The sequence below is a fragment of the Psychrobacter sp. NPDC078631 genome, assembly GCF_050268165.1.
Lineage (GTDB): Bacteria > Pseudomonadota > Gammaproteobacteria > Pseudomonadales > Moraxellaceae > Psychrobacter.
Genome location: NZ_JBNNGG010000002.1, coordinates 15,059 through 27,328 on the forward strand (window position 1 = coordinate 15,059; position 12,270 = coordinate 27,328).

At 42.6% G+C, this 12,270-nt stretch carries 10 protein-coding genes; 7 read left to right on the forward strand and 3 right to left on the reverse strand.

The annotated features are described in order from the left end of the window. Nucleotides 1-460: 460 nt before the first annotated feature. The 3 genes from metX (at nucleotide 461) to ACQKCP_RS06200 (ending at nucleotide 3,425) form a co-directional block, all read left to right on the forward strand. Nucleotides 461-1,825, forward strand: coding sequence for a homoserine O-acetyltransferase MetX (metX, locus tag ACQKCP_RS06190; protein ID WP_427612027.1), 1,365 nt, complete (start codon nucleotides 461-463; stop codon nucleotides 1,823-1,825). Further along, nucleotides 1,822-2,430 carry a methionine biosynthesis protein MetW gene (gene metW, locus ACQKCP_RS06195; RefSeq protein ID WP_057758464.1) on the forward strand — a complete coding sequence of 203 codons (609 nt, stop codon included), beginning with the start codon at nucleotides 1,822-1,824 and terminating at the stop codon, nucleotides 2,428-2,430. Before metX ends, metW begins: the two co-directional genes overlap by 4 nt. A gap of 413 nt (nucleotides 2,431-2,843) precedes the next feature. Further along, complete coding sequence (locus ACQKCP_RS06200) at nucleotides 2,844-3,425, forward strand: tetratricopeptide repeat protein (RefSeq protein WP_057758462.1); 582 nt, start codon at nucleotides 2,844-2,846, stop codon at nucleotides 3,423-3,425. A gap of 65 nt (nucleotides 3,426-3,490) precedes the next feature. Here the strand turns inward: ACQKCP_RS06200 and ACQKCP_RS06205 are convergent, their stop codons facing one another. Continuing rightward, nucleotides 3,491-3,889, reverse strand: coding sequence for a hypothetical protein (locus ACQKCP_RS06205; protein ID WP_427611691.1), 399 nt, complete (start codon nucleotides 3,887-3,889; stop codon nucleotides 3,491-3,493). A gap of 326 nt (nucleotides 3,890-4,215) precedes the next feature. Here ACQKCP_RS06205 and ACQKCP_RS06210 point away from each other — a divergent pair, with 326 nt between their 5' ends. After that, nucleotides 4,216-5,274, forward strand: coding sequence for a rhodanese-related sulfurtransferase (locus ACQKCP_RS06210; protein WP_427611692.1), 1,059 nt, complete (start codon nucleotides 4,216-4,218; stop codon nucleotides 5,272-5,274). A 149-nt stretch (nucleotides 5,275-5,423) separates the two neighbouring features. On the opposite strand, the gene serA is transcribed toward ACQKCP_RS06210, so the two are convergent. Further along, nucleotides 5,424-6,650 carry a phosphoglycerate dehydrogenase gene (gene serA / locus ACQKCP_RS06215; RefSeq protein WP_427611693.1) on the reverse strand — a complete coding sequence of 409 codons (1,227 nt, stop codon included), beginning with the start codon at nucleotides 6,648-6,650 and terminating at the stop codon, nucleotides 5,424-5,426. Between the two features lie 336 nt (nucleotides 6,651-6,986). On the opposite strand from serA, the gene ACQKCP_RS06220 reads away from it, so the two are divergent. Continuing rightward, nucleotides 6,987-8,423 carry an FAD-binding oxidoreductase gene (locus tag ACQKCP_RS06220; protein WP_427611694.1) on the forward strand — a complete coding sequence of 479 codons (1,437 nt, stop codon included), beginning with the start codon at nucleotides 6,987-6,989 and terminating at the stop codon, nucleotides 8,421-8,423. An 89-nt stretch (nucleotides 8,424-8,512) separates the two neighbouring features. On the opposite strand, the gene ACQKCP_RS06225 is transcribed toward ACQKCP_RS06220, so the two are convergent. After that, nucleotides 8,513-9,142 (reverse strand): BLUF domain-containing protein, encoded by a 630-nt coding sequence (locus tag ACQKCP_RS06225; RefSeq protein ID WP_114701153.1) that lies wholly within the window; start codon nucleotides 9,140-9,142, stop codon nucleotides 8,513-8,515. A gap of 537 nt (nucleotides 9,143-9,679) precedes the next feature. On the opposite strand from ACQKCP_RS06225, the gene ACQKCP_RS06230 reads away from it, so the two are divergent. Continuing rightward, entirely contained in the window at nucleotides 9,680-11,317 is a 1,638-nt protein-coding gene (locus tag ACQKCP_RS06230) for a carbon-nitrogen hydrolase family protein (protein ID WP_102094613.1), read from the forward strand. 206 nt (nucleotides 11,318-11,523) lie between these two features. Further along, nucleotides 11,524-12,063, forward strand: coding sequence for a protein disulfide oxidoreductase (locus ACQKCP_RS06235; RefSeq protein ID WP_427611695.1), 540 nt, complete (start codon nucleotides 11,524-11,526; stop codon nucleotides 12,061-12,063). Nucleotides 12,064-12,270: the final 207 nt, after the last annotated feature.

Below are 12,270 nucleotides of genomic sequence, written 5' to 3' on the forward strand. Positions count from 1 at the left end.
AGGGTGAGGTCAAAATAATAAGAGACGATACTGTTAAGACATAGTTGAATTAACACCTCATCAGTGTAGCATTTTATCCATTAATGACGCGGGCTAAAAGCGCACCTATACAATTTGATACGCAGTTGCTATTTATTGACTCTTGATTACTTGATGCTGGCGACTTACTCGTTATTCATTTATAAAGTATGTTCCATAAAAACTACGATCGATACGCTCGAAAGGCGCGCTCGACGGTTGTACTCCAACGCGCATCACCATACAATAGACAGGCCCAGTTTATAAAAACCGTGTAGCTAAAATAGCCTGTTAGCAACGTGCCATTTTGCTTTTATTTTATTGATGATTGTAGTCTTGCGAGGTAGCTTTGAACGCACGCTCTGATAATACCAGTGACCAGCATCCTAATTCACAACCTCACCCTAATGGCTCAGCCAATACCGATAGTGCTGCAGGGTCTGTGGGTGTCGTTACGCCTCAGAATTTTCATTTCGCTGAGCCCTTAACGTTAGAATGCAACCGTACCCTGCCCTCTTTTGACTTGATGGTAGAAACTTACGGTACGCTCAATAGCGACAAATCAAATGCGATTCTAATTTGCCACGCGTTATCGGGCAATCATCATGCAGCTGGCTTCCATAGTACTGATGACAAAAAAGCAGGCTGGTGGGACAATATGATTGGCCCCAACAAAGCCATCGATACCAATCAGTTCTATGTGGTGTGTGTCAATAATATCGGCAGCTGTTTTGGTTCAACAGGGCCTACCACTATTAACCCTGATAGTGTTGATTCGGATAGTGTTAGTTCGGACAGCCTTGATGCAAATAGCAGCGATGAGCCACAAGTGTATGGCCCTGATTTTCCGCTGATCACCATCAAAGACTGGGTAAAAACCCAAGCAATGCTCTCAGATCGTTTAGGCATTGACGTTTGGCACGCCATTGTCGGCGGCTCAATGGGCGGTATGCAAGCGCTACAATGGTCTGTTGATTATCCAGAGCGATTGAAGCGCTGTGTGGTCATCGCCAGTACGCCAAAACTATCTGCTCAAAATATCGCTTTTAACGAAGTAGCGCGCCAATCTATATTATCCGATCCTGACTTTAAAGATGGTCGCTATATACAAGAAGGTACTTATCCTCGTCGCGGACTGATATTGGCGCGTATGGTTGGTCATATTACCTATCTAACTGATGACGCGATGAAAGCAAAATTTGGTCGTGATTTAAAATCTGGCAAATTCATGTATGGCTACGATGTCGAGTTTCAGGTCGAAAGTTATCTACGCTATCAAGGCGAGCGCTTTAGTGAAAACTTCGATGCCAATACTTATCTGCTCATGACTAAAGCCTTAGATTACTTTGATCCGACGCGCGACTATCCAATACGCGACTACCCATCAACCGTAGCAAAAGACACTACAGAGTCGACAGTGCAAATAGAAGACTCAATCGCGGCGTCAGTCGAATCTAGTAAAGCGAATGCACAGAGTGAGTTAGAAGATGCAGTAACGACGATTGAAGATATTGAATCTGATCGTCAGCAAGAGCTTTCTGCGCTCAAAGCAGCCTTTGCTCATACACGATGCCAGTATCTAGTCGTGTCATTTACCACTGACTGGCGCTTTGCACCTGAGCGCTCGCAAGAGATTGTCGATGCTCTAATGGCCACTGGCAAACCAGTCAGCTATATCAATATTGATGCGCCGCACGGACATGACTCATTCTTGTTTGATATTCCTCGCTACATGGGTGCGGTTAAAGGATTTTTGACTGCGCCATTTATTACCCCTAGCCGCCCAGCCACAGGAGAGCGCTCATGAGAATGGATCACCAATTGGCAGAGCGCTGGATTGCGCCGCAAGCACATGTACTGGACTTAGGTTGTGGCAATGGTGAGCTGCTTGCCCACTTACAGCAAAAACTAGGCGTGACAGGTTACGGACTAGAGATTGATGAAGACAAAATCAATGAGGCAATTGGCAATGGCTTGTCAATTGTCGAGCAGGACCTCAACGATGGTCTAGCGCGCTTTGCTGATAACAGCTTTGACACGGTCGTCATGGCACGTGCCCTACAAGCAGTAAAAGCACCTGATGAGTTGTTGCTTGATATGCTGAGAGTTGCTCGTGAAGCAGTCATCACCTTTCCTAACTTTGCGCATTGGCAAAACCGCATTCATTTAGGGCTAAAAGGTATGATGCCTGTCTCTGAAGCACTGCCTTACGAATGGTACAACACACCAAACATTCACCTATGTACTTTCAAAGATTTTGAACTGTTATGTGCGCAGCATGATATTCATATTATTAACCGTTTTGCGGTTAGCGATTCTGAAAAAGGTCATACACCTTTGATGAAAGCGTTAATAAGACAAGCGCCTAACTTGTTAGCAGACGTCGCTATCTACCGAGTGACCAAGAAATAGCCGCTAAATTCTCAACTGTCTTTATATTTTATAGACTGTTAAACAGCGCCACATAAGTTAGTATTAACCTTAATGGATTGTTAACTTAATATAATTTTTTAGTAACTGTCTGATTTTGTTAAGGACAATCAGGTACAAACGTCTATGAGACCTTGTAATTAGTATTTGAGTTTCGTAAGTTTGGGTGTTAAGCTAGCAAAATATTGTCAGCCACCCCACTATTACGACCGTTTGTCTAATCAGTTAGGGTGAAATCTCTGATTTAGAGATGACAACCCCCTTTTGCTAATGATTAGGTAAGTTCATATCGCAAGATTCCACCTAATTGTTATCGCCGTCTGACTGTCTTTAGCGAGACAATGTTTAGCGGTACAATTCTTTTTGCTTATTAACTGCCTAATTTTGGAGCTGCTATGAAATTATTAAAAGCTGCGTTGTTTACTGCATTATTTTCTTGTGCTGGTTTAGCCAATGCTGAGTTAATATCAAACGTACCGCTTGATACCTCACGTTTTGAGCTTATGCCTGTGAGCGAATTGTCTAGTCGTGCCGCTCAAGGTAACGATCACGCTCAGTTCTATCTGGCCAAGCGTTTGCAAAAAGGTGAAGGTATTGCTCAAAATACCCAACAAGCAATCCAGTGGTATACCAAAGCCGCTCAGCAAGGTGTTGCCCCTGCTCAGTTGAATCTTGCCATCATGTATTTGCGCGGTGAAGGTGTTCAGCCTAACTTACAACAAGCTCGTCTGTGGTTAGAAAAAGCTGCAATGCGTGGCGATAACCGTGCCAGTTACACGCTTGCGCTATTAGATGAAAAGCAAAAAAATCTAGTCGATGCCTATAAATGGTATGACTTGGCTGCCCGTGATGGCATGTTAGACGAAAAAGTCCGTAACAAAGCACGCGGTAAAATTGGTCAGTTGGCATTGAACTTATCAAGTGATGACATCGCCAGTGCTCGTAGCAAAGCGGATACTTGGTTCCAGAGTAAGTAAACTCTAACTAGATATTTAGCGCATAGTAAAAATCCAGCCTTTGAGCTGGATTTTTTTATAACCCTTTATTGATCAGCATCGTAAATTTGCTGTATAGTTTTACTACCTTTAAACTTAATAACTCTCTTAGTTATCTTTCTTCCTTCAGCACTAGCTCCTAAATTTACACCTTCGCTACTAGCCTTAGCTCCCACATGCCCTTCACCTGATATGTCGTAATATTCCTCTATTTCAACTTCTTCCGCATCTTCTATTCTTCTAGCAATAGCCATTTCTTGAGCAGCCTTAGCCTGGTTCTGTAAAACGCGTGCTCTGATATCCTCTTTGGCAGACTCTTCTTCCAATACACTCAATTTAGACTGTTCCGTATCCTCACTGAAATCTTTAATGCGAATGTTGAGAGCTTCATAAAGCGTTTGAGTTGGAAATACTAATGCTTTTAATAACAAAGTTGGATCTACCATAATTACAAATCCTAATATTATAATAAAATTAATATGACTCTAGCACTGGAGGTTTTTTTTATAGCCAGTCTTACATTGTTTGCAAATAAAAGGGCTATATTTTTATTTGCTAAATCTTTTTAAAGTACCACAGTTAAAACGAATTTTTGGAAAAAATGTAGAACTAATATTACTAAAACACTGATATTTCTACTTTCAAAACTCTAGCAAAATTTGCTACACTACGCGCGCATTAATCAATTCCACAATTTTGTTAATGCTTTAAACTGAAAAGTTACTTTAACCCCAACGCACTAGGTTTGCGACCTAGCCAGCAGGAGAAAGACATGAGCATCAACAAAGAAACTGCGATAACTGACAACAATTCAGCCCCTGTATACGATAGTGTGACTAACAATATCGTCGTTGCCGCACTATATAAGTTCACGCGCTTTGCTGATTTTGAGCAATATCGTGAGCCTATCCTAAACACTATGCTCGATAACGATGTAAAAGGTACATTGTTACTTGCAAGTGAAGGCATTAATGGTACGATTTCTGGTACGCGTCAAGGTATCGATACCGTACTTGACTATCTACGTAGTATTGAGGCAATTGGTACGTTTACTTTTAAAGAATCCTATACTGACGCACAGCCTTTTTATCGCACTAAGGTGAAGCTAAAAAAAGAAATCGTTACCATGGGTGTCGAGAATATCGACCCATTGGAATCCGTTGGTCGCTATGTAAAACCAAGCGAATGGAACGCATTGATATCAGATCCTGAAGTCACCTTGATCGATACGCGTAACGATTATGAAGTGCAAATCGGCACCTTCCAAAATGCAGTCAACCCAAACACTGAAACGTTTCGCGAGTTTCCAGAATACGTCTCAAAAGAGCTCGATCCAACCAAGCATAAAAAAGTTGCGATGTTCTGTACAGGTGGTATCCGCTGCGAGAAGTCGACTGCCTATTTACGCGAGCAAGGGTTTGAAGAGGTCTATCATTTAGAAGGCGGCATCCTAAAATACCTTGAAGAAGTCCCTGCCAGCGACTCTATGTGGCAAGGCGACTGCTTTGTGTTTGATAACCGCGTATCGGTCAACCACAACTTAGAAAAAGGCAGCTACGAGCAGTGTTTTGCTTGCCGTATGCCGATCACCGCTGAGGAGATGCAAAGCCCTGCCTATATCAAAGGTGAGTCATGCCCACACTGTATCGACAAGGCAACCGATGAGCAAAAAGCCCGTTTCCGTGAGCGTGAGCATCAGATGCAACTAGCGAAGAAGCGTGGTGAAGCCCATATCGGTAGCGATGTGACGGATGTAATCGAAAAACGTAAAGCCGCTAAGACGGAAGCGCGTCTACAAGCAGAAGCTGCAAACAACACGAAAGCCAATTAAACTTAGCATTAGTACAATAGAAAAGAAGTGAAATAAAAAAGAGAGGCTCTAATCAATAGAACCTCTCTTTTTTTATGATAAATCTTTAGTGACTATCAAAACTATTAGCACTGATATAGTTAATCCAATTTGAAAGCGGATTGACTATATTAGAATAAGATACGTACGCGGATAGTCTCTTCTACATCTTTTAACTGGTCTAGTGCAGCGGTCGAATCATTGTAATCGACATCCATCACTAGATAACCAACATCACCTTCTGTCATAAGGCTCTGTGCTAAGATGTTAATGCCAGCTTCAGCAAATAGACGGTTGATCTGAGACAGTACGCCTGGTACGTTTTTGTGGATATGTAGCAGACGATGCGAGTTTTCTTTGAACGGAATAGAAACTTCTGGGAAGTTCACAGCAGTCGCCGTATCGCCTTGGTCAGAGTATCTAACAAACTTATCTGCGACTTCAAGGCCGATATTAGCTTGTGCTTCTTGGGTTGAACCACCGATATGCGGCGTCAAAATCACATTATCAAACTTACGTAGTGGTGACTCAAACTCTTCGTCAGCTGATTTTGGCTCTTTTGGGAACACATCAATAGCCGCGCCCAAGATTCTACCAGACTCAAGCGCATCTGCCAGATCATCAATCTCAACACACGTACCGCGAGCCGCATTGATAAAGTAGCTGCCTTCTTTCATCTGAGCGAACTGCTCAGCTTTCATCATATAGCGAGTGCTTGGTACATCAGGTACATGCAATGTCACGATATCAGCCGTTGATAATAGCTCTTCTAAGCTACCAACTTGTACCGCATTGCCTAGTGGCAACTTGGTCACGGCATCATGATAGATGACTTTCATACCAAAGCTTTCTGCCAAGACAGACAGCTGCGAGCCGATAGAACCATAACCGACGATACCGATAGTCTTGCCGCGCACTTCGTGTGAGTTAGTCGCAGACTTACCCCAGCCGCCGCGATGTACAGTTGCATTTTTTTCAGGAATACCGCGGTACAGCATAATGGCTTCGGCCAATACTAGCTCAGCTACCGAACGGGTGTTCGAGAATGGCGCGTTAAAAACAGGGATACCAAGATCACGAGCGGCGTCTAGATCTACTTGGTTGGTACCAATACAAAAGCAACCAATGCCGATAAGCTTGTGTGCATGCTCAAGTACTTCATGCGTCAACTGAGTGCGCGAACGAATACCGATAAAGTGAGCATCTTTGATCTTTTCAATCAGCTCGTCTTGATCTAAGGCGTGACTGATATTCTCGATGTTGTGGTAACCAGCTCCTTCCAATACTTTTAGGGCATTGTCATGTAGACCTTCAAGCAATAAAAACCGGATTTTGTCTTTTTGTAGTGATAACGCCATATGAGAACTGTCCTATAATTGTTTTATAAGATTACCTGTTGGATAATCTATGATGGAGGAAACGAAAACAGTCCCGATATCTTACACAAAATTTGAGGTCGATGTTAGCAGATTAGATGAATTATTGGTTATCAAGCCTGAAAAATTTTTATGCTATAGTGAATTATTCTGTTTAAAACCGCTCGAATCAATTATTTATTACTTACCTCTTCTTATAGGTAAAAAATATCATCCACTTATTACCTCTACGAGCTGACTCATCACTGAATTTATAGTTATTTCGCTATATAATAAGCAGTCCCAGCATCGTGCTTACGCTAATATTGAGATTTGACCATGACGCCAACTACCGCTCAGCCTACATCCGAAACCAATGCCGTGCAAACCATCTTGAGCACGCTCACTGATACCCATGATTTCGATCCGACCCAAATCAAAACTGATGCTGAGAGTTTAGAGCATTGGGGTAAAGACTGGACCAAGCACTTTGCCCCTGCTGCCTCTGCCATCGTCTTTCCAAAGACCACTGAACAAGTACAGACTATCGTACTACTGGCCAATGAGCACAATGTCGTCCTCACCCCAAGTGGCGGTCGTACAGGCCTGTCTGCTGGTGCCGTGGCTGCTAATGGCGAGATAGTCGTTAGTATGGATAAAATGAACCAGATTGGACAGTTCTATCCTGCCGATCGAATAGTTGAAGTCGAAGCCGGTGTCGTCACCCAGCAGTTGCAAGAATTCGCTGAATCCAAAGACCTATATTACCCTGTCGACTTTGCCTCAGCAGGCTCTAGTCAAATCGGTGGCAATATCGGTACCAATGCTGGCGGTATCAAAGTCATCCGCTATGGCATGACCCGTCAATGGATTATGGGACTGACTGTCGTCACGGGTAAAGGCGATATCTTGCAACTGAATCGCGGCATGGTAAAGAATGCCACCGGTTATGACCTGCGCCAATTATTCATCGGTAGTGAAGGCACGCTTGGCCTTGTCACTCATGCGCAAATTAAGCTTGAACGTCAACCACAAGACTTAAACGTCATGGTGCTTGGCATGGACAGCTTTAACGATGTGATGAACGTACTCTCTGCCTTTCAAGCGCAGATTGATTTGACAGCATTCGAGTTCTTTGACGATGTAGCCATTGATAAGCTAATGGCACACGGTCAAGTACAAGAGCCATTTGAATCCCGTACCAAGTTTTATACCCTGCTAGAGTTTGAAGCGCCTTATGAGCCAATCATGGACAAAGCCATGGCCATATTTGAACATTGTATGGAGCAAGGTTGGGTTGTCGATGGGGTGATGAGTCAAAACCTCACGCAAGCAGCAGAGCTATGGAAACTACGTGAGTATATCTCTGAGACCATCTCAGTCTTTACCCCTTATAAAAACGATGTCTCGGTGCTGATAAGCCACGTACCGACCTTTATCGAAGAGATTGATCATATTGTCAGCAGCAACTATCCAGACTTTGAAGTCTGTTGGTTCGGTCATATTGGCGATGGTAATTTGCATCTGAATATCTTAAAACCTGAGAATATGAATAAAGACGATTTCTTTGCAGAGTGTCAGGTCGTCAATAAATACGTGTTTGAGACGGTACAGAAATATGGCGGTTCAGTGTCTGCTGAGCATGGGGTTGGTATGACGAAGAAGCCGTATCTGCACTATAGCCGCAGCGAGACGGAGATTGATTATTTACGAGAGGTCAAAAAAGTCTTTGATCCAAACAACATTATGAACCGTGGTAAGATTTTTGATATGTGATGAGCATGCTAAACGCTTATCCCAAAAAAAGACGCTAACCCGAAAGGCTAGCGTCTTTTTTTGGATTTATAATTCGCAAAAACTACAATCTATAAATATAACAGTATCAGCGCAACGACCAGTAATATGCTCAAAAACCCTTGAATAATCAGAAATGCCTGATGCGGTGCCGCAATATGACGCACCATATTACCCAATGCATTATAAGTAATACCTGCCGCCTTAATATGAGGTGGACTATCGAAAGTTTTAATGATTTGCAAAAACTGTTCAGTTCGATCAGACGACCAGCCGTGCGGCGCAAATGGTAAAAACGGAGATAATTGTACGGCCTGTTTCTTGGTCGCGGGGGACCACAACCAACGCTCTAAAAACAGCAAGCGCATACGCCAGTCGGCAAAGCTGCGATGATTGATAACTTGTAATAGCAATACTTCTACATTCTTATGGCGACTATCTACAAAGATACGCTCTTGCAGATTAAATACGTCTGATTTTTTGCCTTCGATACATTGCAGAAAATGACCATTACCGTAGCATAGCGTGCCTGTGATGTTATGCTGCTGATTGTAGTTACGTGCATGGCCTTCTACTTCATCAAAGATGGAGGTGCTCAAACGCGAGCCAAGAGTCAGCGTACTGACATAAACCAACTGAACCAAAGCGGAGTCATCTATGTCATCCCACTTCATGATTCTATTGGTATGATTTAAAGGCATAATAAAATAATCCTAAGAAGCCGATGAGATACGGCTAAACGAAACAAGCAACACAATACTATGCCTGAGTTGAACCAAAAAATTGACTCACAAAAACGTAGCAAATATTTACTACGTGAGACTGTTATTACCGTTACAGCTTGCTATGATAACAAGCAAAACAAAAGGTGCTGATAGATATTATTTAGATTCTATATTGAGATAATAAATATCAAGGCAGTTGTAGGTACAATGATAATGCAGAGTTAGGCGCTTATCGGCGCTCACAAACCCAATAGGTATAAAGTGTTACAGAATGCGGCGTTCGTTATCCTTTAATCCTATACGTTAGCCAAAATCACTACGAAATATAGTGAGCAAAACAGCCTAATATATCAACATAACCTATTGTAAATACGGCAATAAATTATTGTAACGACAATATCTTCCTATTGGAATGTTTTTATTACTTTTTTGCACAAAAATCGGCACATCAATGTGCTATGACCCTATTATTTGATCACACTACATTCAATGGCTATTTAAAACAGGAAACTTATGAGTAAGATGGAAAAACTAGATGACTTTCACCTCACGATTGCTGAGATTAAGAAAAAAGATTATCCACAATTAAAAGCCTTGATGGATCGTGTCTATGTAAACTTGGGTGGCGCGTGGTCAAAGACAACCATTCATACTTTAATCGATGCTTTTCCAGAAGGTCAGATTGCTTTGTTTGATCATGATCAGCTGATTGGTATCGTGCTCTCCATGCGCGTTGACTATGCCAAGTTTTCAAATCCGCATACCTATGATGATTTGATTGGGCAAAAAGAAATCATTAGAGACAATCCAGAAGGTGATGCCATTTATGGTTTAGATGCACTCATCGACCCTGATTATCGCGGCTACCGCCTCGGTCGACGTCTGTATGATGCACGCAAGGAGCTATGCCGACAGTTGAATTTCCGCGCTATCTTAGCCGGTGGACGCATACCTAACTATCATAACCATAAAGATCTGACTCCAGGCGAATATATTGATGCCGTTGAAAGCCGTGAAATTCATGACTCAGCTTTGTCTTTCCAGCTGTCTAACGGCTTTATCGTTAAACGTATTTTGACCGCTTATCTGCCAGATGATAAACAGTCAAAAGGCTTTGCGACCTTGCTTGAGTGGGCAAATATCTACTACGAGCCTAAAGATTATAAGCCTAATACTCGCAAGTCTGAAGTGCGTATTGGTGGTATTCAGTGGCAGATGCGTGAAGTCGAATCACCTGAAGAACTACTGCAACAGGTTGAGTTTTTTGTCGATATCATGGCTGACTACAACTCAGACTTTGCCTGCTTACCTGAATTTTTCAATGCGCCATTGATGGGTCTATGCGAAGAAACCGATCAAAATATTGCCATTCGATTTTTGGCGGGTTATACCGAGTGGTTCAAAAATGAAATCTCGCATTTAGCCGTCAGTTATAACGTCAACGTCATTACCGGTTCGATGCCGTTACTGGACGAAGACGATACCTTATACAATGTCAGCTATCTGTGCCGACGTGACGGTACCGTTGAAGAGCAACGCAAGATTCATATTACTCCGCATGAGCGCAGCGCTTGGGTAATCGAAGGTGGCGATGAAGTCAAAGTATTCGACACGGATGCGGGTCGTATCGGTATCTTGGTCTGCTACGATGTTGAGTTCCCTGAGCTTGCACGTCTAATGGCACTTGATGACATGGATATCTTGTTTGTGCCTTTCTGGACTGACACCAAAAACGGCTATCTACGTGTCCGTCATTGCGCCCAAGCCCGTGCTATCGAAAACGAATGTTATGTGATGATTTGTGGTTCAGTCGGTAACTTACCGCAAGTTGAGAGTTTGGATATTCAGTACGCTCAGTCGTCGATTTTCTCACCGTCAGATTTTGCGTTCCCGCATGATGCGATTATGGCAGAGACCACTGCCAACACAGAGATGGTATTCTTCTCTGATGTAAACTTAGACAAGCTGACTCACGTTCGTCATGAAGGCTCAGTACATAACTTAATCGACCGCCGTGATGATTTGTTCAGCTTAAAGTGGAAGCGCAAAGCCAAAGTGCCAGCGAGCAAGTTAAGTGATGAGCAGCGCCGTGAAAATTCAGGTAGCGTACTGATTGGTGATCCATTACAAAACCGAGCACAAAAGCCATAGTTAATTGTAGTTAGTTATGGTCGGTTGACGTCGCACACTTATAGTAGACTTTATAAATAATACGGCTGATTTTCAGCCGTTTATTTTTATCTACTGTCTACTCTTTGTGCAATGATCATATGGGCAATCACGATAAGATAAGTAGTGACGATAGGCCATCATTTGAAAATAACTGAAAACAATATACAAACTAAAAAGCAGATGTCATGACAACTGATACTGAGCAAACAGAAGTAAAGCCAAAGAAGCGAAAGATCATTTCGATACTTAAAACGATAATGTTATATGGTCTCATGTTTGTCGTGATCTATAGCGTGGTCAATTGGTGGCGACAGCCTATCATGCCTGCCAACCCTCAGTTACAACTGACCGATTATCAAGGGCGAACTATCGACTTGGCAGCGATGAGTCATGAGCGGCCTACGCTGGTATACTTTTGGGGTACGTGGTGTTCAGTCTGCAGCTTTACCTCACCCACCATTAATAAGTTAGCAGCAGATAATTATCCCGTGGTCACTGTTGCCGTACAGTCAGGCTCAAATCAAGAGCTACGCAGCTACCTCGATCAACATCGGTTTGATTTCACCACCATAAATGATCAACAAGGCAATATCTTTGCAGATTGGCAAGGACAAGTCACACCGTCCTATGTGGTATTAGAGAATGGTAAGATGACACAAGGACTAACAGGGATTCAGCCTTTATGGTCATTGAAACTGCGCTTATGGTTAGCATCTGTTTTTTAGCACTTGAGTCGTACTTTATGTTTCAATAAATCATTATGTAAGGAGATTATAGCTACGTCCGTGCTGAGGATATACAACACAGATAAACAATTGATATTGGACAAAATTGGGCTGACCTCGCACAGCTCTTTTTACCCTACCCTTTTTGTCATATAATAGCTGCCGATCTAAATATTTTTTTGAATTATTTTTACTAGCATATTTTAT

What these genes read in the sequence shown, in the direction of transcription:
- ACQKCP_RS06225 (WP_114701153.1), bottom strand. Translation starts at nt 9,142, where the DNA reads ATGCCTTTAAATCATACCAATAGAATCATGAAGTGGGATGACATAGAT.
- ACQKCP_RS06200 (WP_057758462.1), top strand. Translation starts at nt 2,844, where the DNA reads ATGAAATTATTAAAAGCTGCGTTGTTTACTGCATTATTTTCTTGTGCT.
- ACQKCP_RS06205 (WP_427611691.1), bottom strand. Translation starts at nt 3,889, where the DNA reads ATGGTAGATCCAACTTTGTTATTAAAAGCATTAGTATTTCCAACTCAA.
- metW (WP_057758464.1), top strand. Translation starts at nt 1,822, where the DNA reads ATGAGAATGGATCACCAATTGGCAGAGCGCTGGATTGCGCCGCAAGCA.
- ACQKCP_RS06235 (WP_427611695.1), top strand. Translation starts at nt 11,524, where the DNA reads ATGACAACTGATACTGAGCAAACAGAAGTAAAGCCAAAGAAGCGAAAG.
- serA (WP_427611693.1), bottom strand. Translation starts at nt 6,650, where the DNA reads ATGGCGTTATCACTACAAAAAGACAAAATCCGGTTTTTATTGCTTGAA.
- ACQKCP_RS06230 (WP_102094613.1), top strand. Translation starts at nt 9,680, where the DNA reads ATGAGTAAGATGGAAAAACTAGATGACTTTCACCTCACGATTGCTGAG.
- ACQKCP_RS06210 (WP_427611692.1), top strand. Translation starts at nt 4,216, where the DNA reads ATGAGCATCAACAAAGAAACTGCGATAACTGACAACAATTCAGCCCCT.
- ACQKCP_RS06220 (WP_427611694.1), top strand. Translation starts at nt 6,987, where the DNA reads ATGACGCCAACTACCGCTCAGCCTACATCCGAAACCAATGCCGTGCAA.